This window comes from Nonomuraea sp. MTCD27 (assembly GCF_041950495.1).
In the GTDB taxonomy this organism is placed as follows: domain Bacteria; phylum Actinomycetota; class Actinomycetes; order Streptosporangiales; family Streptosporangiaceae; genus Nonomuraea.
In genome coordinates this window covers 24638-45856 of sequence record NZ_JBGNUW010000003.1, presented here as the reverse complement: position 1 = coordinate 45856, position 21219 = coordinate 24638, and the positions used below count along the sequence as shown (strand labels likewise).

At 70.6% G+C, this 21219-nt stretch carries 18 protein-coding genes; 5 read left to right on the top strand and 13 right to left on the bottom strand.

The window, feature by feature from the left end; genetic code table 11:
- Nucleotides 1-7: 7 nt before the first annotated feature.
- From ACBJ59_RS08330 to ACBJ59_RS08315, 4 genes are all read right to left on the bottom strand, one after another.
- The gene (locus ACBJ59_RS08330; protein WP_375109569.1) at nucleotides 8-607 is read right to left on the bottom strand and encodes a DUF3618 domain-containing protein; all 600 of its coding nucleotides are present in this window, start codon (nucleotides 605-607) and stop codon (nucleotides 8-10) included.
- Nucleotides 604-984 carry a phage holin family protein gene (locus tag ACBJ59_RS08325; RefSeq protein ID WP_375109568.1) on the bottom strand — a complete coding sequence of 127 codons (381 nt, stop codon included), beginning with the start codon at nucleotides 982-984 and terminating at the stop codon, nucleotides 604-606. Before ACBJ59_RS08325 ends, ACBJ59_RS08330 begins: the two co-directional genes overlap by 4 nt.
- A gap of 79 nt (nucleotides 985-1063) precedes the next feature.
- The gene (locus ACBJ59_RS08320) at nucleotides 1064-1228 is read right to left on the bottom strand and encodes a hypothetical protein (RefSeq protein ID WP_364117648.1); all 165 of its coding nucleotides are present in this window, start codon (nucleotides 1226-1228) and stop codon (nucleotides 1064-1066) included.
- A gap of 23 nt (nucleotides 1229-1251) precedes the next feature.
- Nucleotides 1252-1998 (bottom strand): methyltransferase domain-containing protein, encoded by a 747-nt coding sequence (locus tag ACBJ59_RS08315; protein ID WP_375109567.1) that lies wholly within the window; start codon nucleotides 1996-1998, stop codon nucleotides 1252-1254.
- Nucleotides 1999-2071: 73 nt separating this feature from the next.
- Between ACBJ59_RS08315 and ACBJ59_RS08310 the strand changes: the two genes are divergently transcribed.
- Both ACBJ59_RS08310 and ACBJ59_RS08305 read left to right on the top strand, forming a co-directional pair.
- On the top strand, nucleotides 2072-5041 hold the full coding sequence (locus tag ACBJ59_RS08310) for an SNF2-related protein (RefSeq protein ID WP_375109566.1): 2970 nt from the start codon (nucleotides 2072-2074) through the stop codon (nucleotides 5039-5041).
- A gap of 2 nt (nucleotides 5042-5043) precedes the next feature.
- Complete coding sequence (locus ACBJ59_RS08305; RefSeq protein WP_375109565.1) at nucleotides 5044-5814, top strand: SWIM zinc finger family protein; 771 nt, start codon at nucleotides 5044-5046, stop codon at nucleotides 5812-5814.
- A gap of 121 nt (nucleotides 5815-5935) precedes the next feature.
- Here ACBJ59_RS08305 and ACBJ59_RS08300 read toward each other — a convergent pair whose 3' ends face one another.
- From ACBJ59_RS08300 to ctaD, 8 genes are all read right to left on the bottom strand, one after another.
- Nucleotides 5936-6874 (bottom strand): diacylglycerol kinase family protein, encoded by a 939-nt coding sequence (locus ACBJ59_RS08300; RefSeq protein ID WP_364117640.1) that lies wholly within the window; start codon nucleotides 6872-6874, stop codon nucleotides 5936-5938.
- Nucleotides 6875-6921: 47 nt separating this feature from the next.
- Nucleotides 6922-9666 (bottom strand): immune inhibitor A domain-containing protein, encoded by a 2745-nt coding sequence (locus ACBJ59_RS08295; RefSeq protein ID WP_375109564.1) that lies wholly within the window; start codon nucleotides 9664-9666, stop codon nucleotides 6922-6924.
- Between the two features lie 122 nt (nucleotides 9667-9788).
- Nucleotides 9789-10130, bottom strand: coding sequence for a fumarate reductase subunit FrdD (frdD, locus tag ACBJ59_RS08290; protein WP_375109563.1), 342 nt, complete (start codon nucleotides 10128-10130; stop codon nucleotides 9789-9791).
- Entirely contained in the window at nucleotides 10127-10564 is a 438-nt protein-coding gene (locus ACBJ59_RS08285; RefSeq protein WP_375109562.1) for a hypothetical protein, read from the bottom strand. The genes frdD and ACBJ59_RS08285 overlap by 4 nt, the downstream gene beginning before the upstream one ends.
- Entirely contained in the window at nucleotides 10561-11325 is a 765-nt protein-coding gene (sdhB, locus tag ACBJ59_RS08280; RefSeq protein ID WP_375109561.1) for a succinate dehydrogenase iron-sulfur subunit, read from the bottom strand. The genes ACBJ59_RS08285 and sdhB overlap by 4 nt, the downstream gene beginning before the upstream one ends.
- A 77-nt stretch (nucleotides 11326-11402) precedes the next feature.
- The gene (gene frdA, locus ACBJ59_RS08275) at nucleotides 11403-13136 is read right to left on the bottom strand and encodes a fumarate reductase (quinol) flavoprotein subunit (protein ID WP_375109560.1); all 1734 of its coding nucleotides are present in this window, start codon (nucleotides 13134-13136) and stop codon (nucleotides 11403-11405) included.
- 5 nt (nucleotides 13137-13141) lie between these two features.
- Nucleotides 13142-13375 (bottom strand): hypothetical protein, encoded by a 234-nt coding sequence (locus ACBJ59_RS08270; RefSeq protein ID WP_364117628.1) that lies wholly within the window; start codon nucleotides 13373-13375, stop codon nucleotides 13142-13144.
- Nucleotides 13376-13411: 36 nt separating this feature from the next.
- Entirely contained in the window at nucleotides 13412-15115 is a 1704-nt protein-coding gene (gene ctaD / locus ACBJ59_RS08265) for a cytochrome c oxidase subunit I (protein WP_375109559.1), read from the bottom strand.
- A 202-nt stretch (nucleotides 15116-15317) separates the two neighbouring features.
- Between ctaD and ACBJ59_RS08260 the strand changes: the two genes are divergently transcribed.
- Entirely contained in the window at nucleotides 15318-16529 is a 1212-nt protein-coding gene (locus ACBJ59_RS08260; RefSeq protein WP_375109558.1) for an aminotransferase class I/II-fold pyridoxal phosphate-dependent enzyme, read from the top strand.
- Nucleotides 16530-16553: 24 nt separating this feature from the next.
- Here ACBJ59_RS08260 and ACBJ59_RS08255 read toward each other — a convergent pair whose 3' ends face one another.
- Entirely contained in the window at nucleotides 16554-17114 is a 561-nt protein-coding gene (locus ACBJ59_RS08255; RefSeq protein WP_364117623.1) for a hypothetical protein, read from the bottom strand.
- A 91-nt stretch (nucleotides 17115-17205) separates the two neighbouring features.
- Here ACBJ59_RS08255 and ACBJ59_RS08250 point away from each other — a divergent pair, with 91 nt between their 5' ends.
- Both ACBJ59_RS08250 and ACBJ59_RS08245 read left to right on the top strand, forming a co-directional pair.
- Nucleotides 17206-18567: an FAD-binding oxidoreductase gene (locus tag ACBJ59_RS08250; RefSeq protein WP_375109557.1), complete on the top strand. Its 1362-nt coding sequence runs from the start codon at nucleotides 17206-17208 to the stop codon at nucleotides 18565-18567.
- A 176-nt stretch (nucleotides 18568-18743) separates the two neighbouring features.
- Nucleotides 18744-21143, top strand: coding sequence for a protein kinase (locus ACBJ59_RS08245; RefSeq protein ID WP_375109556.1), 2400 nt, complete (start codon nucleotides 18744-18746; stop codon nucleotides 21141-21143).
- Nucleotides 21144-21219: the final 76 nt, after the last annotated feature.

Here is a 21219-nt window from a genome sequence, read left to right as displayed (position 1 = left end):
TTCGTGCCTACTTGTGGGTGCGCCGGCGCCGCAGGACGCGGCGCACCACGAAGGCCGTCACCGCGCCGACGACCGCGATCAGCAGGACGGGACGCTTCCTGGCCTCCGCCGCCGCGTCCTTGACCTGGTCGGGCGTGCCCTCGCGGACCTTGCTCGCCACCTCCGAGGCCTTGTCCCGCACGGCCTCCGCCGCGTCGGCGGCCCGATCCTTGGCGACCTCCGCCGCGTGCTCGGCCCTGCCCTTCACGTCGGCCTTCTCGGCCAGCGCGCTGACGGTCTCGCCCATCTCTCTTCGGGTCTCCTGGATATCTTTGCGCACGTCGTCCTCTTCCTCCTCGTCGTCCGTCCCGCGCGCCCCTCTCAGTGATTCCTCTTCGGTCCGCAGATTCTCGGCCGCCTCGGACCGTTCATCCGGAATGGGGGTCTCGGGGATGAACGTCTCGTGTTCCTGCCGGGCCGCTTCGGCCCGGCGCGCGTTCTCTGCCGCGCCTGGTCTGGTCGGGGGGACGTTGATGGACTCGCGCTCCGTCGGGGTGCCCACGGTCGCTCTGCGGGCGCCGACATCACCGGCGTGCTGCTCGCTGTGTCCGGGGTCCGTCTCGCTCATCGCCGTGCCCTCTCCCTGACCATGTCGATATCGGCCTTGACGCTCGCGATGGCCTCCGATGGGACCATCGGCGCCGCTCGTTTCACCTCGTTCTTTCCGATGAGGCCGAGGAGCGCGGCAGCGATGAACAGCACGCCCGCGACGATCGCGGCGGCCGCCCATCCGGGCAGGACCAGAGCAAGGAGCATGATGACGGCGGCCACGAGGGCCGCACCGCCGAAGAACGCGGCCGTTCCCGCCGCGCCGAACAGGCCCGCGCCGAGTCCCGCGCGCTTGCCCTTCTCCGCGAGCTCCATCCTGGCCAGGCGGAACTCGTCCTTGACGAGCCTGGAGACCTGCTCGGAGAGATCGTTGACCAGCTTGTGGGTGTCGTTCACAACGTTCGCCTCCTCCGCTGAGGAAGGCGACTACCCAAACAAATGGCCTTCTACCACCAAGTAATGGGGCGTAGCGGACCTAACGCTTGGCGGCCTTGAACAGGAATCCCAGGACGGACAGCACGGGATCCTTCTGGACCTCGCACCAGTTGTCGGGCTTCTTCGGCTTGCTCCACGGGGACGGGAGCTCGCACGAGGGAGCCTGCGGCTTGGGCCGCTCACACCACGATCCGGGAGGATTCATACTTTTATTCTACTCCGTTGCCTTCAAGACGCCGAGCAGATGAGGTGAATCAGGGCGGAGACCCCGCGGTAGGGATCGGTCCGGCCGGCCCGCTCCTCGGCCGCCAGCAGGTCGTCGAGGTTCTCCGGGATGGGCGCGTCGTCGGGGAAGGTGTCGCTGAACACGCGCACGCCGTACCACTGACGCACCTCCAGCCCGTGTACGGCCAGCCGCCCCGCCAGCTCGCCGAGCCGGTCGGCCCGGGCCGGCACACCGAGCCGGTTGACGTAATCCGTCCCGCCGAACGCCCGCAGCGCCCCCTCCCAGTCGCCCAGCAGCCCCGGCCGCATGGCCAGCGCGTCGCCGTTGCGCACGAGCAACGACAGCAGGCCGCCGGGGGCGAGCATCCGGGCCAGGTCGGCGAGGAACGGATCGGGGTCGTCGAAGTACATCAGCACGCCGTGGCACAGCACCGCGTCGAACCCGCCCGGCTCGAAGAGCTCCCCCAGCCGCTCGGCCTCGGCCCGGACGGTCCTGACCCGCATGCCCGGCTGGATCCCGGTCTCCAGGAGGCCGAGCAGGTCGCCGGAGGCGTCGAGCGCGGTGACGTGATGACCCCTGGCGGCCATCCTGAGCGCCTGCGTGCCCTGGCCGGAGCCCACGTCGAGGATACGGCAGGGAGTGGCGGGGAGGTGCTCGGCGAGCTGCCGGGTGACGAGCGTCTGGCGTACGACGTCCCGCAACGTGCCCAGCCCCTGCCGCCACCTGTCCTCGGCCCCCGAAAACCTCATGCCAAGATCCTAATCCGGCCCCGCCGGATCCGGCCCGGACCCGATCTTCCGCTGGTGGAGGTAGCCTGCCGGGGTGCTGGTACACGGGGTTTGGGCGGCGGACGGGCTCGCCTTCTGGGCGGAGGGCACCGACCCCGTTCCGGACCTCGGCGGGCGCCCGCGCCAAAGCGCCGCCGCGCCGCGCCCCCATCCCTTCGCCGTCCCCGCGCCCGCCCTGGCCACCGCGCTCGACCTCGACCCCTCGTCGGTCACCTCGCTCGAGCTGCTGCTGCCCGGCTCGGCGAAGGAGCCGCTGCCGTCGCCGGAGACCGGCCGGCTGGCGGAGGTGGCCCGCCCGCGGCTGCGCCCGTGGCAGGTGCCCGCCGTCGTCCCGCCCGCCGCGCAGGCGCTCCGGGTGCTGGACGAGCACGCCGCCACCACTACCACCGCCACCGTGCGCCACTGGGCCGCCGTCGCCGCCTTCGCCCACGATCTCGTACGCCGCGGCCGCGTCCTCCCGCAACTGATCGCCACCGATCCCCGGGACGCCCCCGCCGACTCCATGGCGATGTGGGCGGTCCCCCAGGACGACGCCCGCGCCCTGTGGCGGCCGGTCCTCACCGGGGCCGACGCGGCGTACTTCCGCGAGCTGGCCCTGGCCATGCCGCCCGCCTGCCGCACCTCCCGCACCGAGCGCCCGTCCGCCGAGGTCCTGCGCGCGGCGCTGGAGGCGTTCGCCGACGCCCTCGTCCGCCGGACGCTCACCGAGCCGCTGATCGCCCGGCCGCCCCGGACCCTCCAGGAGCGCTGGCTGGCCGCGCTCACCGGACCCGCCCCGGCCTGCCCCGACGTGCCCGAGCTGCGCAAGGAGCTGGAGAAGTGGCACGACGCGGTGGCGGCGTCCGAGGGCGCGACGCGCGTGTGCTTCCGCCTGCTGGAGCCCACCGACACCGACGACTGGCGGGTCGAGCTGGCGCTGCAGGCCGCCGACGACCCCAGCCTCTACGTGCCGGCGGAGGCGATCTGGCGCGGCGGGCAGGTGACGGGGCTGCCGGGCCGGCCGGAGCGGGAGCTGCTGGCGGGGCTCGGGCGCGCGGTCAGGCTGTATCCCGAGCTGGACCACGCCCTGCGCGTCCCCGAGCCGAGGGAGCTGGCGCTGGACACGGCGGGCGCGTTCGGGTTCCTGCGGCAGGCCGCGCCGCTGCTGCAGGCGGCCGGGTTCGGGGTGCAGCTGCCGCGCTGGGCGGGCCGCACCCGGCTGGGGCTGAAGCTGACCACCAGGACCAAGGCGCAGACGGCGGCCGCGAGCCAGGGCTTCGGGATGCGGGAGCTGGTCGACTTCCGGGTGGACCTGGCGGTGGGCGAGGAGACGATCAGCGAGGCGGAGCTGGCCGAGCTGGCCCGGCTCAAGGTGCCGCTGGTCAGGGTGCGCGGCCAGTGGGTGGAGCTGGACGACCGGCAGCTCAAGGCCGCGCTGAGGGCCGTGGAGGGCGGCCGTACGGGCGAGGCGAGCGCCGCCGACATCCTGCGCCAGGTCGTGCGGAGCGACGACGACGAGCTGCCGCTGCTGGAGATCGACGCCGACGGCGTGCTCGGCGACCTGCTGTCCGGGCAGGCCGAGCGGCGGCTGGCCCCGCTGGCCACGCCGCCGGGCCTGGACGCCACGCTCAGGCCGTACCAGGAGCGCGGCCTGGCGTGGCTGAGCTTCCTGTCGGAGCTGGGCCTGGGCGGGGTGCTCGCCGACGACATGGGGCTGGGCAAGACGATCACCACGCTGGCGCTGCTCGTCCACGAGCGGGCCGGCGCCCCGACGCTGCTGGTGTGCCCGATGTCGCTGGTCGGCAACTGGCAGCGGGAGGCGGCCAGGTTCGCGCCGGGGCTGCGGGTGTACGTGCACCACGGCGCCGGCCGCGACCCCGCGGAGATCGAGCGCGCCGACCTGGTGATCACCACGTACGGCACCGCCCAGCGCGACCTGGAGACGCTCAAGGGCTTCGAGTGGCGCAGGGTCGTGTGCGACGAGGCCCAGGCGATCAAGAACAGCGGCACGTTGCAGGCCCAGGCCGTCCGATCGATCCCCACGGGCACCAGGCTCGCGCTGACGGGCACCCCGGTGGAGAACCACCTGGCCGAGCTCTGGTCGATCATGGAGTTCGCCAACCCGGGGATGCTGGGGCCGCGTTCGCGGTTCAGGACCCGCTTCCAGGAGCCGATCGAGGCCCGCCAGGACGAGCAGGCGGCCCAGGCGCTCAGGCGGGCGACGGGCCCGTTCATCCTGCGCCGCCTCAAGACCGACAAGTCGATCATCTCGGACCTGCCGGAGAAGCTGGAGGTCAAGGAGTGGTGCCCGCTCACGACCGAGCAGGCCACGCTCTACCAGGCCGTCGTGGACGACATGCTGGCCAAGATCGACAGCAGTGAGGGCATCGAGCGGCGCGGCCTGGTGCTGTCGGCCATGGCCCGGCTCAAGCAGGTCTGCAACCACCCCGCCCACCTGCTCAAGGACGGCTCCCGCCTGGCGGGCCGGTCCGGCAAGCTCGCCCGGCTGGAGCAGCTGTCCGAAGAGATCCTGGCGGAGGGCGAGAAGGCACTGCTCTTCACGCAATACGCCGAGTTCGGGACGATGCTCCAGCCGTACCTCGCCCAGCGCCTCGACCGCCCGGTCCTCTGGCTGCACGGCGGGCTGCCGAAGAAGACCCGCGACCGCCTGGTCGACCGGTTCCAGAACGATCCCGAGCCGACGCTGTTCGTGCTCTCGCTCAAGGCCGCCGGCGTCGGGCTCAACCTGACGGCCGCCAACCACGTCATCCACGTGGACCGCTGGTGGAACCCGGCCGTCGAGGACCAGGCCACCGACCGCGCGTTCCGGATCGGCCAGCGCAAGAACGTGCAGGTGCGCAAGCTCATCTGCGCCGGCACCCTCGAAGAGCGCGTGGACCAGATGATCGAGCGCAAGAAGGCGCTGGCCGAGCGGGTCGTGGGCACGGGCGAGGACTGGCTGACCGACCTGTCCACCGAGGAGCTGCGCGAGGTGTTCAGACTGACGGCCGAGGGGGTGGGCTGAGCATGCCCGGCTGGTACGACGGCGGCAGGCCGATCAAGGTCGAGGGCGGCCTCAAGGCCCGCACGCGGCGCGGCAGCATCGGCTCCACCTGGTGGTCACGCCGCTTCATCGACATCCTGGAGCGCGTCTGCGACAAGGGCCGCCTCGCGCGCGGCCGGGCCTACGCCCGCCAGGGCCAGGTCCTGTCCATCGACCTGTCCGCCGGCGAGGTCAGGGCCGCCGTGCAGGGCTCGCGGCCGCGGCCGTACACGATCGCGGTCCGGATCGAGGCGTACGACGAGGCCCGCTGGACCGCCATCGAGGAGTCGATCGCGGCGCAGGCGGTCTACCGGGCCAAGCTCCTGGCGGGCGAGATGCCGCCGGAGATCGAGGAGCTGTTCGCCGCGATGGGCATCGACCTGTTCCCGCGCGACCTGGACATGGACTGCTCGTGCCCCGACTGGGGGTTCCCCTGCAAGCACCTGTCGGCCGTGCTCTACCTGCTGGCCGAGTCGTTCGACGACGACCCGTTCCTGGTGCTGGCCTGGCGCGGGCGCACCCGGGAGCAGCTGCTCGGCTCGCTCGCCGACGAACCGGCCGCCGATCCGCTGGCGGTGGCGGACGTGCCGTTCGCGGACCGCCTGGCCGACTTCTACGCCCCCGGCGCCACGGCGCACCGCCCCGAACGCCGGCCCTCGGCCGTCGCGCCCGACCTGCTCCTGCGGGTCTTCCCGCCGCCCGGCGACCTGGCACACCCGCTCACCCCGGCGTACCGGGGGCTGGCGGACGCCTGACGCACGCCCCCGCCGCACTTTCCCCGCCCCTGAACACCTCGCGACGGAGTGACTACTGTGCGTGTTCAAGCGAGAGAAGGGGCAGGAGCAATGGGATTCTCCTGGGCGTGAGGGGGCCGGCTCAGCGGTCCTCGAAGGCGGCGGGCACCATGACGCGCACCCCGTTCGGGACCACGCGGAGCCTGATCGGGGTGCGTAGCCGCACCTCGCCGTCCACGTCGGCGGCCATCGGCGGGTCGGTCTCCAGCAGCATCTCCCGGCCCACCACGAACGGCCCGCCGGCCATGCTGCGCCAGCGGCCGGTCGTCGCCCTGATCAGGGTCTCCCCGAGCAGGCGCAGCTTCTTGCCCGAGCCGAGCTGGTAGGCCACCAGCATGCCGTTGTCGATGCTGATGTCCCTGGCCACCTGCCAGCCGCCGTGGAAGCGGCCGTTGGCGATGTTGAGCTGGTGGGTGAGCAGCTCGTGACGCTGCCCCTCCACCGTGATGTACGCACGGAACGGCCGGTGGTTGGGCAGGATCGTCAGCGCCGTCAGCGGGTAGGCGGGGCGCCCCACGACCCGCTTGAGCCAGGGCTTGACCTTGCCCGCCACCTCGACGGAGACGCCGAAGCTGGCCAGGTTGGCGAACGGCCGGTCGTCGGCCATGCCGAGGTCGATGTCGGCCACCTTGCCCGTGGCGAACACCCTGATCGCGCCCGCCAGGTCGAGCGGGAGGCCCAGGCTTCGGGCGAAGTTGTTGGTGGTGCCGAGCGGCAGCACGCCGAGCGCCACGTCGCGGTGGGCGACGTGGCGCACGGCCGAGGAGAGCGTGCCGTCGCCACCGCCGACGATGAGCAGGTCGGGATCGGTGGCCAGGGCTGTGTCGAGCAGTTCGCGCAGCCTCTTGGGGTTGTAGACCGACAGCTCGGCCAGCGGCTCGAACCCGAGGTTGTGGATCTGCTCGATCACCTCGAAATAGTGGCGGCGACCGCGGCGCGAGCGAGTGTTCACCACCACCGCCACCCGGCGATCCCTCCGGATCGCCTCGGTGTGCTCGTCTTTGGTGCGCAATTCGCTCATGGTCACCAATCGTAGAGCCGCCGGGGGGTGCCCCGGCGGCCCTTGATTCACTTCTTCGGCGGAACCACCTGGACGATGGCGCCCAGGTTGCCCGGCAGCGGGCTCACCAGCTTGAACTGCACGCCCAGCGCCTTGCCCTCGTCACCGGGGTTGCCGGTGCCGAGCACCGAGCCGGCGGCCACCTGGCCGTACAGCTCCGTGGCCGGAGTGCCGTCCTGGTGCACCACGCGGGTCGAGTAGGTCTGGTCGCCCTTGGACGGCACGACCACCGAGGCGTCGCCGTCCCGGAAGTAGAGGCCGCCGTCGATCTGCTCGATGCCCGGGTACCAGGTCTTCGCGTCCGTGAAGGTGGACACGCCCTTCTGCGCGGGGAAGTCCGTGCAGTACTCGCTGTACGGCTCGTCCGCCGCCTCCAGGCACTCCTTGAACGGGTACGTCTTGCCGAACCCGAACGCGGCGTTGGAGGTCTGCGCGCGCCCCGGCAGGTTCTTCTGCAGCGTCGTGTCCTTCTCGGCCGCGGTGCCGGTCCGGCGCAGCGGCTCGAAGTGGGAGTCCACGACCAGCAGGCTGCCCTTGGGGCCGAGGCTCGGCGGCTGCCTGAGGGTGTCGGCGACGTTGTTGTTGATGTACGTCGAGTCGCGGTACCACACCAGCAGGCCCGGCGCGTTGTACTTCATCTTCTGCACCTTCCACGCTCCCTCACGGAGGTAGTCGGTGTCATAGGTGTACTGCAGGCCCTTGTCGAAGCCGTCGAAGTTCCGCCACTCGGCCAGGTAGAAGCGGGAGATCTCGCGCTCGCCGTTGTTGCGGGTCCAGCCCTGGCCGCTGGTGTTGGTGAACGTGCCGCCGACGGGCTTCCACCCGGTGTCGCTCTCGACGTCGTCGCTCCACACGGCGGCGCCGCCGTTGGTGAGCTCGAAGTCGTCCACGTGCCAGCCGCGCATCTGGTAGGCCGCGTCGGTGTTGTAGGCCAGGCGCAGCTTGATCGTCTGCCCGGCGAACGGCGTCAGGTTCACGTAGTCGTGCCGCCAGGCGCCGCCGGTGTCACCGGTGAGGCCGTACTTCTTGTTGCCGAAGGTCTTGAGGTTCTTGTACGGGTCCGGGTAGTCGTCAGGCGTGCTGACCTCGTTGCCGGCCTCGTCGTAGACCTTCTGCTGGGCCCACGTCTCGCCGCCGTCGGTCGAGACCTCGACGAAGCCGAAGTCCCAGTCCTGCTCGATCTCGTAGTTGTTCCACATCCACAGCTTGAGATCGGTCCCGGCGGGAACGGGCAGGTCGCGGGTCAGCGTGAGGTTGGCCCAGTCCTGGTCGAGACCGCTCCACCAGGCGTTGGCGCCGCTGTGCACGTCGATCATCCGGACCGGCGAGGATGCCAGGTTCACCCGGATGCCGTCCTGGGTGAGCTTGGGCGTGCGCGAGGACTGGCCGACCGTGACGAGCCTGGAGGCGTCGCCGGGGTTGAACGTCTTCGGGTTCGCCCAGCCGAGCACCCACTTGTCCCACAGGCCCATGTGGCTCGGCATCGACTGGAAGATCGGGCCCGAGTGCGAGCCGCTGGACATCAGGTCCCAGAAGTCGACGGCGGAGCTGGCCGCGCCGGAGGTGTCGTACAGGTCGGGCAGGCCGAGGTCGTGGCCGTACTCGTGGGCGAAGACGCCGACGCCGGAGTCCTCGGGCTGCACGATGTAGTTGGAGATCTTCTTGTCGGTGCCGGGGACCTTGTAGCCGCCGGCGACCGCGCTGGAGTGCGCCCAGATGGCGTAGGTGCCCTCGGCGCCGCCGTCGGAGGACTTGTCCTTGCCGGCGTGCACGAGCACGAGGTGGTCGATCACACCGTCGGGCTCGGCGTGGTTGCCGTCACCGTCGGCGTCGGAGGTGTCCTCGACGTCGTAGTCGGCCCACGGGAAGTCCGGCTGGGCCTGGGCCAGGGCGTTGACCGTGTCGATGGGCAGCTGCTGGGCGCCGAGCGGGTTGTCCGGGTGGCCGGACATGTCCTGGGGCGCGCCGCCACAGGCCGCCGCGCCGTACCAGGCCTCGGAGTGCGGGACCTTGATCCAGCCGACCGCCGAGCCGGTGACCGAGTAGGCGCCCTTCGACATCTCCTCGTACATCTTCTTCATCGTGAAGCCGGAGATGTCGATGCCGGGCTTGCCGTCGCGCGGGTCCTTCAGGTCCGGGCGCACGCGCTCGGTGATGCCCTTGTCGGTGTAGAGCATCTTGTTGAAGTGCTCGGTGCTGAAGTCCTTGACCCAGAAGGAGTTGTTGTCCTTGTGCGGCAGCGTGGCCGGGTCGGGGATGTTGTTGTGCAGCGGGCCGTTCTTGAGCGTGCCCGGGGGCTCGACCGCGCAGTCGTTGGACGCGCTGTTGACCGTGCGCAGCCGGTTGAAGCCGGAGAAGTCGTCGTTGGCCTGCTCGTTGAACTCGACGAGGACCGTCAGGAGCTTGGCCGTGCGGGTCTGCTCGGAGTTCTTGAAGATCCATTCAGCGGGGTTGCGGCCGGTCCTGATGGCCTGGTCCTCGCGGGCGGCGAGAATGCGGCCGGCCGCCGGGTTGCCACTGCTGAACTTCCGGTCGTACTTCTGCGCGGGGGTGAGCGAGCGCGACTTCTGGTCGGCGAGCGTGGGCTCCTTCGTGTCCTTCTCGACCGCCGGAGGAGCGTAGTTGATGTAGAAGTCCGAGGCCGCGGGCTCGTAGTTCGCGACGGAGGTCGCCTGAGCCGGGGGCACGGACAGGGCAGCGCCAAGGAGGGCGACCGCCGGGAACGTTGCTAACAGGCGCTTTCTGCTGGGCACCAGGAACCCTCTCTGCCCGGGATCGCCGGGCTGCATGGCCATAGGGTGTGCAATGCCGGACGCTAGAGGGTGGGTCAACCCATCGTAAAGTACGTTGTTGAAATGTGATCAAACTACGACAATCAGAACATCAAACTCACAGCGAAGACTCCGCCCGCGATGGCTCCCCCGTAACAGAGCAGCGCTATGAGCAGGTCGAATCTGCCGATGCCGAGCAGCTCCTCGCTGGTGAAGCGGATCCGGTGCGCGGCGTGGAAGAGGCACAGCACGACGACCACGACCAGGGCCAGGCGTACGAGCAGGTTGTCCAGCAGCCCGCTCAGGTGCTCGGCCGTGGGCCAGTCCAGGATCCCGAGCGGCATCAGCACCCCGAACAGCAGCACGAGCACCGGCAGCACGAGCGCCGCCACCACTCCCCCGCCGCTGAACAGCAGCCACAGGTACGGCTCCGGCGTGCGCCTCATCGGAACCCCCGCAGGACGAAGAAGGCGATGATCGCGGAGATCATCAGCCACAACGAGTGATTGCCGCCCTGGATCATCCACGCGGGCAGCCGGTAGCCGTCCAGGCGCACCACGGTGGCCTTGGGGGCGAGGTTCAGGAACGTGAGCGCGTGGAAGGCCGTCGCGGCCAGCGCCACCACGTTGATCGCGATCATCCAGGGCCGGCCCGCCAGCGCCGCGAACTCCGGCAGGCTCCCGCCGAGCACCGCGTCGACGAGCAACAGCAGGAAGACGATCGACCAGGCCACGAAGACGCTGGTCAGCTCGCGCAGCACGAAGACGGTGTAGTTGCGCGACCGGGCGAACCACAGGTTGTCGCGCCGCGGCCGGTAGGCGGCCGAGGTCGTGCGCACGGCGGCGCTCGGGGTGACCTCCTCCCTGCGCCGCGCCTTCATCGCCTGCTCCAGGGCAGCACCGAGCGCAGGGCGGCGCTCAGCTTGTAACGCTGGATGGCCTCGGCCGGGTCCACGTGCTTGGGACACACCCTCGTGCACTCCCCGACGAACGTGCACCCCCACACGGAATCCTCCAGGTTGAGCACGTCGAAGCGGTCGCCCATGTCCCGCGAGTCGAGGTTGTAGCGCTGGGCGAGCGCGATGGCGGCCGGGCCGAGGAAGTCGGGGTCGAGCACGTACACCGGGCAGGCCGAGTAGCACAGCAGGCAGTTGATGCACATGCTGTACTGCTTGTACGCCTCCAGCTGCTCGGGCGTCTGGGCGTACTCGGTGGTCAGCGGCGGCTCCTCGCCCTCCCTGATCAGCCAGGGCCGCACGGACGACAGCTTGGCCAGGAAGTCGTCGATGTCCACGACCAGGTCCCTGATGACCGGGAACCCCTTCAGCGGCTCGATCCTGACCGGGCCGTCGCCGTACTCGGTGAGGAAGGTGCCGCAGGTCAGCCGGGGCTCGCCGTTGACCGTCATGCCGCACGAGCCGCACACGCCCATCCGGCACGACCAGCGGTAGGACAGGCTGCCGTCGAGCTGGTCCTTGATGTAGTTGAGCCCGTCGAGCACCGCCCAGTCGGCCATGAGCGGCACGTCGTAACCCTGGACGACGGGCTCGGCGTCCTCTCCCGGCCGGAAGCGGGAGACCTCCATCCGGATGGTGCGCGTGCCCGCCCCCTGCCGTGCCGCCTCGGTGTCAGCCGTGTCCATCGGTTGCCTCACCCTCCTCATTCGCTCCGCGGGTGGCCCGCCTCGCGGCGCCCCCCACTCCGCTCACCGCGTCGGGCTCAGTCACGGCCGTAGACCCTTTCTCCCGGAGGCCAGCGGGTGATCGTCACGGGCAGCAGCCCGACGGACGGGGTGCCGTCGGGCGCGCGGTGCACCAGCGAGTGCGCCAGGTACGTGCCGTCGTCCCTGGCGGAGAAGTCGGTGCGCTGGTGCGCGCCACGCGACTCCTGCCTGTTCAGCGCGCAGGCCACGATCGTCTGCGCGATCTCCAGCATGGCGTGCAGCTCCTGGAGGTTGATCAGTTCGGTGTTGAAGGTGGTGCTGGTGTCCTCGACGCGGGCCTCCGCGGCGCGCTCGCGCAGCTCCGCGAGCGTGTCGACGGCCTTGGTCAGCACGTCCCCCGTGCGGTAGATGCCGGCCGCCCCTTCGAGCGTGTGCTGCATCTCCTCGCGCAGGTCGGCGATCCGCTCACCGTTCCTGCTGCCCTCGCGCGCGCCCTCCAACCGCCGCCGCTCGTCCTCCCCCTGGCTGCGTACGGCCGCCGCCTCCGCCTGCCGGTGCGACCGGGCGAACTCCGCGGCCGCGATCCCGGCCCGGCGCCCGAACACCAGGATCTCGGGCAGCGAGTTGGAGCCGAGCCGGTTGGCCCCGTTGATGCTCACGCAGGCCGTCTCCCCGGCCGCGAACAGCCCGGCGATCGGGGTGGCGCCGTCGATGTCGGTGTGGACGCCGCCCATCATGTAGTGCACGACCGGGCGTACCGGGATGAGGTCGGTGGCCGGGTCGAGGTTCTGGTAGCTGCGGCACAGCTCGCGCACGAACGGGATGCGGGTGTCGATCTTGCCCTCGCCGAGGTGGCGCAGGTCCAGGTAGACGACCGGGCCGTACGGGGTGTCCACCGTGCGGCCCTTGTGCTGCTCGTGCACGAACGCCTGGGAGAGCCGGTCGCGCGGCCCCAGCTCCATGCTGCGCAGCTTCGGGGTCGGCGTGGGGGTGCCGAGGTCGTAGTCCTGGAGGTAGCGGTAGCCGTCCTTGTTGATCAGCCAGCCGCCCTCCGCCCTGGCCGCCTCGGTGATGAGGATGCCGGTGAACGGCAGGCCGGTGGGGTGGTACTGGACGAACTCCATGTCCTTCAGCGGCGCCCCCTCGCGGTAGGCCAGCGCCATGCCGTCGCCGGTCTTGATGGCGGCGTTCGTGGTGAAGGGGAAGACCTTGCCGCAGCCGCCGGTGGCCAGGATGACGGTCCTGGCCGGGATGGTCTCGACCCGGCCGGTCCTGATCTCGACGGCCACGACGCCGTGAACGCGGCCGTCGTCGACGACGAGCTTGGTGACGAACCACTCGTCGTACCTGATGATGTCCTGATATTTCAGGGTGGTCTGGAAGAGCGTGTGCAGGAGGTGGAAGCCGGTCTTGTCGGCGGCGTACCAGGTGCGCATCTTCTTCATGCCGCCGAACGGGCGGACCGCCACCCGGCCGTCGCTCTCGCGGCTCCAGGGGCAGCCCCAGTGCTCCAGCTGGATCAGCTCCCTGGGCGCCTCGTCCACGAACGCCTCGACCGCGTCCTGGTCGCAGAGCCAGTCACCGCCGGAGATCGTGTCGTAGCAGTGCTCGTCGAGCGTGTCGCCGATGCCGATCACGGCGGCGGCGCCGCCCTCGGCGGAGACGGTGTGGCTGCGCATCGGATAGACCTTCGACACCACGGCCACCTTGAGCGCCGGGTCCGTCTCGGCGACCGCGATGGCCGCCCGCAGTCCCGCCCCGCCGCCCCCGACGATGAGCACATCGATCATTTACGTCACTTCCCATGGTCCGGCTCTATCGGGTCCTTCACCCGCTTGCCGTCGTGGCGGACGGCGGACAGGTGGATGCTTCCGTCGTGGTACTCGTGGCGGATCCGGCGGCAGCCGCACGCGAAGAACTGGTCGCGGATCACCAGCCCATAGCCGTCATCGTCGACGAGGCGTTCACCGCCGGACCTCTTCCCGCAGGGGGCCGTCTCGGGGTCGAAGGGGATCTTCGTGCCTGTCATCGCCGATCTCCTTAGATGGGCGAAACATCATGGGGGTCAGCCGGGTGCGTCGTGGCGCGGCGGCACCTCGGGGGTCTCGCCCTCCTCCACCTCGGGAGACTTGTCCGTCTCCTCCCGGGGGTAGTGCAGGTCGAAGGCGGGGCGCTCGGAGCGGATGGGGGGCATGCTGGTGAAGTTGTGGCGCGGCGGCGGGCAGCTCGTGGCCCACTCCAGGGAGTTGCCGTAGCCCCACGGGTCGTCGAGCGTGACCTTGGGCGCGCGCCTGGCCGTCTTCCAGACGTTGTAGAGGAAGGGCAGCGTCGAGGCGCCCAGCAGGAACGCGCCGACAGAGGAGACCTGGTTGAGCGTGGTGAAGCCGTCGGCCACGCCGTAGTCGGCATAGCGCCTCGGCATGCCCAACTGCCCGAGCACGTGCTGGATGAGGAAGGTGGTGTGGAAGCCGATGAACAGCGTCCAGAAGTGCACCTTGCCCAGCCGGTCGTCGAGCATCCGGCCGGTCATCTTCGGCCACCAGAAGTAGAACCCGGCGAACATGGCGAACACGACGGTGCCGAAGACCACGTAGTGGAAGTGGGCCACGACGAAGTAGGTGTCGCTGATGTGGAAGTCGAGCGGCGGCGAGGCCAGGATGACCCCCGTCAGACCGCCCAGCAGGAACGTCACCAGGAAACCCACCGAGAACAACATCGGCGACTCGAAGCTCAGATGGCCCCGCCACATCGTGCCGATCCAGTTGAAGAACTTCACCCCCGTCGGGACGGCGATGAGGAACGTCATGAACGAGAAGAACGGCAGCAGCACCTGGCCGGTCGGGAACATGTGGTGCGCCCAGACGGTCATCGACAGGCCGGCGATCGCGATCGTGGCGCCGACCAGCCCCATGTAGCCGAAGATCGGCTTGCGGCTGAAGACCGGGATCACCTCGGTGATGATCCCGAAGAACGGCAGCGCGATGATGTAGACCTCGGGATGGCCGAAGAACCAGAACAGGTGCTGCCAGAGCAGCGGCCCGCCGTTGTCGCTGAGGAAGACCTGCGTGCCCAGCTTGCGGTCCGACTCCAGCACCAGCAGCGCCGCGGCCAGCACGGGGAAGGCCATCAGCACGAGCATGCTGGTCAGCAGCACGTTCCAGGTGAACAGCGGCATCCGGAACATGGTCATGCCCGGCGCCCGCATGCCGATGATCGTGGTGATGAAGTTGACGGCGCCGAGGATCGTACCGAGGCCGGACAGCGCCAGGCCCATGATCCACAGGTCCGCGCCGACCTGCGGCGAGTACACCGCCGACGACAGCGGCGTGTACGCGAACCAGCCGAAGTCTGCCGCGCCCCCCGGCGTGAAGAAGCCGGCCACCACCATGAGCCCACCGAACAGGAACAGCCAGTACGCCACCGCGTTCAGCCGCGGGAACGCCACGTCGGGCGCGCCGATCTGGAGCGGCATGACCACGTTCGCGAACCCGGCGAACAGCGGAGTGGCGAACAGCAGCAGCATCACCGTGCCGTGGATGGTGAAGAGCTGGTTGTACTGCTGCTGGGTGACGAGCTGCATGCCCGGGGAGACGAGCTCAGCCCTGATGACCATGGCCATGATGCCCGCGGCCAGGAAGAACCCGAACGAGGTGATCAGGTAGAGGTACCCGATGACCTTGTGATCGGTCGTCGACATCCAGGAGGCGATGACGGTCCCGGTGCGACGGCGCCTGACCTGATCGATCGAGGTCTCTCGAACGGTCGTCACGGCTGCTCCCTCCAGAGCGGAGTTTTGCCTGCCCCGATCTACCCATTCCACGCCAACGATCGCCGCTCGGGAAGTCGTTCTTTGTTATTCGCCGCCGAAAGCTTTGGCGACTGATCGTTCCGGCGGCCGTCCATATTGCGGATACTTACCGGCCCACCTGGCGACATCTTCTATCCTTCGTTACCGGACCGACTCGGAGGAGATGATCGTGACCGCACAGAGTGACTACGCCGACCTCGTCCAGCGAGGGCTCTCGCTCGACCTGACCAGGGGCAAGCCGTCACCGCGCCAGCTCGATCTCTCCGACGACCTGCTCAGGCTGCCCGCGTCGTACAAGGCGGCCGACGGCACCGACGGGCGCAACTACGGAAATCTGCAGGGCCTGGCCGAGCTGCGCGAGTTGTTCGCGCCGCTGCTGCAGGTCCCGGCGGGGCAGCTCGTCGTCGGGGGCAACGCCAGCCTGGCCCTCATGCACGACACCGTGGTGCACGCGCTGCTCACCCCGGTGCCGGGCGCCGCGCGCCGGTGGATCGAGGAGCCGGAGATCACGTTCCTGTGCCCGGTCCCCGGCTATGACCGGCATTTCACCATCTGTGAGCGGTTCGGGATCAAGATGGTCCCCGTCCCGATGAACGCCGGCGGCCCCGACATGGACGTCGTCGAGCGCCTGGTCGCCGCCGACGCGAGCGTCAAGGGCATGTGGTGCGTGCCGAAGTACAGCAACCCGTCCGGCGTCACCTACAGCGACGAGACCGTCCGCAGGCTCGCCGCCATGACGACGGCCGCGCCGGACTTCCGGATCTTCTGGGACAACGCGTACGCGGTGCACCACCTCACCGACACCCCCGACGAGCTGGCCGACCTGCTGGCGCTCAGCGCCGAGCAGGGCAACGCCGACCGCGTGTTCGTCTACGCCTCCACCTCCAAGGTGACGCTGGCCGGCTCCGGCGTGTCGTTCTTCGGCGGCTCGCCCGCCAACGTCAAGTGGTTCCTGCACAACACCTCGAAGCAGTCCATCGGCCCCGACAAGATCAACCAGCTGCGCCACGTGGAGTTCCTGCGCGACGCCGACGGCGTGGCCGCGCACATGCGGCGGCACGCCGAGCTGATCGGCCCGAAGTTCGAGCTGGTGGACAAGGTGCTGACCGAGCGGCTCGGCGACCTGGCCACCTGGACCAGCCCCAAGGGCGGCTACTTCATCAGCCTGGAGGTGCCGCACGCCGCCGAGGTGGTGGCCCGGGCCAAGGCGGCCGGCATCGCGCTGACGCCGGCCGGCGCCACGCACCCGTACGGGCAGGACCCGGACGACCGCACGATCAGGATCGCGCCCACCTTCCCCGAGCTGGACGAGCTGGAGCAGGCCATCAACGGCCTGGCCGTCTGCGTCCGGCTGGTGGCGGAGGAGCGGGGCTGACCCCTGAGGTGACCCGGCCCCCGCTCAGCGGGGGCCGCCGCCGTTCCGGAAACCGAAGATGTACTCGCGCGTCTCGCTCGGGTGGAACGAGACGCCGACCCCCGGCTCGAACGCCACGTTGTCGCGGGCGCAGTAATAGAGGCGCTCCCAGACGGCCAGGGCCTTCTCCCTGGCCGGGGCCTCCTGCGTGTCACGCTTGCGGGCGCCGTACGAGCCGAGCACGTTCAGCAGCCCGAGCCCCCAGAACAGGCCCGTCAGGCAGAACGGGGCGAGCAGCACCTCGCCCCACTGCGGCTCCTGCCCCATCGCGATCACCAGCGACACGACCAGGTGCACCAGGGCCGCCACCAGGAGCAGGACGTAGCCCTGGTTCCTGGTCCACGCCGTGTAGTGGCGGCTGGGGAACGACAGCCAGACCGCGAGCTGCGTGCGGCTCATGACGTGCTTCGACGCGCCCAGCGACGCCGCGGTGGGCAGATCGGCGACCTCACGCGTGCCCGGTAACCTGACCCGCCCGATCTTGTACGTGGTCCCGGCGGCGACCGCTCCGGGGACCGCGACAACCTGGTCGGTCTCCGAACACACCGGGCACCTGACTTCCACCCGGGCAGTCTGGCCTTAAGGAACCCACTGCGCAAACCGCAGGCAGCGGAGTTCAGCGCCTAATCTGCATAGCGTGAGACCGATTGATGCCTTGGTGAACTCTCTGTCCGAAGCCCGGGTCGTGACCGACCCGGACGTGATCGACTCCTACGCCCGCGACCGCACGTTCCTCGAACCCGGCAAGCCGCTCGGCGTGGTGCTGGCGGCCTCCCGCGACGACGTGGTGACCTCCATGAAGTGGGCCACCGAGCACCGCGTGCCGGTGGTGCCGCGCGGCGCCGGCACCGGCCTGGCGGGCGCCTCCGTCGCCGGTGACGGCTCGGTCGTCCTGTCGCTGGCGCGGATGACCGCGATCCGGGAGCTCTCCCCCGCCGACGAGATCGCCGTCGTCGAGCCCGGCGTCATCACCGCCGACCTGGACCGGGCCGCCAGGGAGCACGGGCTGATGTACGCGCCGGACCCGTCCTCGTACGAGATCTCCACCATCGGCGGCAACCTGGCCACCAACGCCGGCGGGCTCCGCTGCGTGAAGTACGGCGTGACCCGGGACTCGGCACTCGGCCTGGAGGTCGTGCTGGCCGACGGCCGGATCCTGAACACCGGCCGGCGCACGATGAAGGGCGTCACGGGCTACGACCTGACCGGCCTGTTCGTCGGCTCGGAGGGCACGCTCGGCGTGATCACCGCCGCCACGGTGCGGCTGCGCCGCGCGCCGGCCGCGCCACCGGCGACGTTCGCGGCCGAGTTCGGCTCGCTGCGGGACGCGGGTGCGGCCGTGTCGGCGATCATGGCGGCCGGCTGCCAGCCGTCGCTCATGGAGCTGCTCGACCGGGCCACGCTGGAGGCCATCGACGACTGGCGCAACATCGGGCTGGAGAGCACGACGCAGGCCATGCTGATCGGGCAGTCCGACGCGGCCGACAGTCAGGCCGCGGTCGAGCGCATGGAGCGGATCTGCACCGAGAACGGCTCCTCCTTCGTGGCCGTGTCCTCCAGCCCGCAGGAGGCCGAGGAGCTGATCGGGCTGCGGCGGCTGGCGTACGGGGCCAAGGAGCGCCAGGGCGCGTGCCTGGTCGAAGACGTGTGCGTGCCGCGTTCCGTACTGCCCGACATGATCACCGCGATCGAGGCGGCGGCGGTGCGGCACGGCGTGCGGATCGCCACGGTGGCGCACGCCGGGGACGGCAACCTGCACCCGGTCTTCATCTTCGAGCACGGCACCGTGGAACCGCCCCCGGAGGTGTGGGCCGCGGCGGACGAGGTGTTCACGAAGGCGCTGGAGTTCGGCGGCACGCTCACCGGGGAGCACGGCGTGGGCCTGCTGAAGCAGCGCTGGCTGGCGCTGGAGTCCGGGCCGGTGGGGACCGAGGTCCAGCGCGGGATCAAGGCCGTCTTCGACCCCCTGGGCATCCTCAACCCCGGCAAGGCGATCTGAAAGGGGCGATCTCCCGTCACCAAGCCGTGACCTTGGGTTCCAAGATGTACACGACCTGCGACGAAACACTGACTTGATCCGTCAAAACGCGAAACTTCTGACACGTCCGGCAGACGCCCCAAGGGTCTCGCTGGTAGCGTTTTGCCACATCTGTTGGGTTGTGATGGGGGTCCGACGTGAATCAGTTCCAGCCGTTGGCGGCGGACGATCCGCGACGGCTGGGGACGTATGACATCGTCGCCCGGCTCGGCGAGGGCGGCCAGGGCGTTGTTTATCTGGGCAAGAGCGACTCCGGCGAACAGGTCGCGGTCAAGCTGCTGCACAACGCCCTGGTGGCGGACGCCGACGCCAGGACGCGGTTCCTGCGCGAGGTGGCGGTGGCGCAGCGGGTGGCCCGGTTCTGCACCGCTCCCGTGCTGCACGCCGACCTCGAGGGGAGCCGGCCGTACATCGTCAGCGAGTACGTCCCCGGCCCCTCGCTGCGCGAGATGGTGATCAACGAGGGGCCGCGGCGGGGCGCCGCCCTGGAACGCCTGGCGATCAGTACGGCCACCGCGCTCGCGGCCATCCACCGGGCGGGGATCCTGCACCGCGACTTCAAGCCCGCCAACGTGCTGATGGGGCCCGAGGGTCCCGTCGTGATCGACTTCGGCATCGCCCGCGCCCTCGACTCCCCCGGCGCGACCGCCACGGGGATGGCCATGGGGACGCCCTCGTACCTGGCGCCCGAGCAGCTCAGCGGGGCCGCGGTGTCGGAGGCGGCCGACGTGTTCGCGTGGGGCGTCACGATGGTGTTCGCGGCGACCGGGAAGCCCGCGTTCGGCGCCGACTCCATTCCCGTGGTGATGAACCGGATCCTGAACGAGGAGCCGGAGCTCGGGAAGATGGAGGGGCTGCTGGGCGACCTGGTGGCCGCCTGCCTGTCGAAGGACCCGGCGCAGCGGCCCAGCGCCAACGAGCTCATCGTCCACCTCACCGGCCAGCCGGCCCCGAAGGCGGCCGTCGAGCCGGTGACGGGCCAGAACGCCGTCCAGGCGGGCGCCGCCGCGGCTGCCGCCGCCGGCGCTGCCGCGAACGGCCCCGGCGGCAACCCGGGGACCACACCCGCGGGCCAGGACAACTACCCCGGCCCCTGGACCCAGCCGACCGGCCCCCACCCCGTGGGCACCCCGCCGCAGACCGGCGACTACGGCCACCCGGCCGCCGCCACGGCCGCACAGACCCCCGCCGCCGGCCCCCCGCCCCACGGCGCCCCCGGTCAGAGCGGGCCCGGTCAGGTCGGCGCACCGCAGACACCCCCGCCCCATGGCGGCCCACAGCCCGGAAGCCCTCATGGCGGCCCTCAGGCCGGTACACCTCATGGCGGTCCGCAGGCCGGGATGCCGTTTGGATCGCACCAGCCGCCCGGCGGCGCGCCCCAGCCCCAGCCCCAGCCCGGGCCCGGGATGCCCGGCGGCCCTCAGGCGGCCGCCCAGATGCCGCCCGGAGGCGCTCAGGGCGGCCCCTCCGCCCATGGCCCGGCTTCCCCTGCCCAGGGCGGCCCCGCCATGCAGGCCGGCCCCAACGGCGGTCTCCAGGCCGCGGCGTCCGGAATGCCCCCACAGGGCTCCGGCGCTCCAGGCCGGCCCTTCCAGCAGGGAGGACCCGGCGCGGCCGGTGGCGGGCCGGGCGGTCCCGGAAGGCCGGGCGCGGCCGGAGCGGCGCGACCGGGTGACGGGGCCCCCGCCAAGCAGCGCCGTACCCTGACGCTCGCCCTGTCCGGAGCCGCCGCCGCGGCCCTGCTCGTGGTCGCCGGTGCCGTCGTCGTCCAGGCGAACAGCCAGGAGGTCCCGGTGGTCGCCGTGGGCAACTCCTCCAACAACACGGACGGCGGCGGTTCGGGCGGCGACCAGCCGGACGAGCCCCCCGTGAGCACCGACCCGGGACAGACCGCGGACCCGGTGCTGCCGACGCCGGAGGATTCCCCCACGGTCCCGACGCTGGACATCGAGCCGGAAGAGACCAAGAAGGTCAAGAAGCCGACCGAGGAGCCCGTCGCCCAGGTGCCCAACCCGGCCACGGACGCTCCCAGGCCCCAGACCACCACCAAGCGGCCCGACCCCGAGCCCACGCCCACCCCGACGAAGACCAAGAAGACGCCGAACACCCTGGTCGAGCCGGACATGGAGCCGACGTCGCGCCCGTCCGAGGGCCCGACGTCGACGGTGGCCGCGACCGGCAGGTCCAAGCCGACCCCGACGTTGAAGCTCAACACGTACAAGCCGACAGGGGTGTGCGGTTCCGGTTACAAGGTCGTCGACTCGCGTGTGCTCGGCAGCAACAACGCCACGATCTACCTGCTGTGGAACGGCAGCGCGGGCAAGAACTGCGTGGTGACCATGTCTCGCTACGTGTATCCCAGCAAGGCGAAGATGAACGCGATCCTCCAGGTCAAGGGGGGTTCCAGCGGAAGCAACCTGGGCAACTTCACGGCGTACGCCGGCCCGGTGCGCCTGTCCGCCGTCAAGAAATGTGTGATCTGGGGTGGCACCTGGGGCCCGTACACCTGGAAGTCCGGCTGGAGCCACTGCAGCTGACCCCGCTCCGTTCGGACACGCGAGCCGCCGCCCCGTACAAGGGCGGCGGCTCGCTCTGTGCCGGGAACCCCGCGCT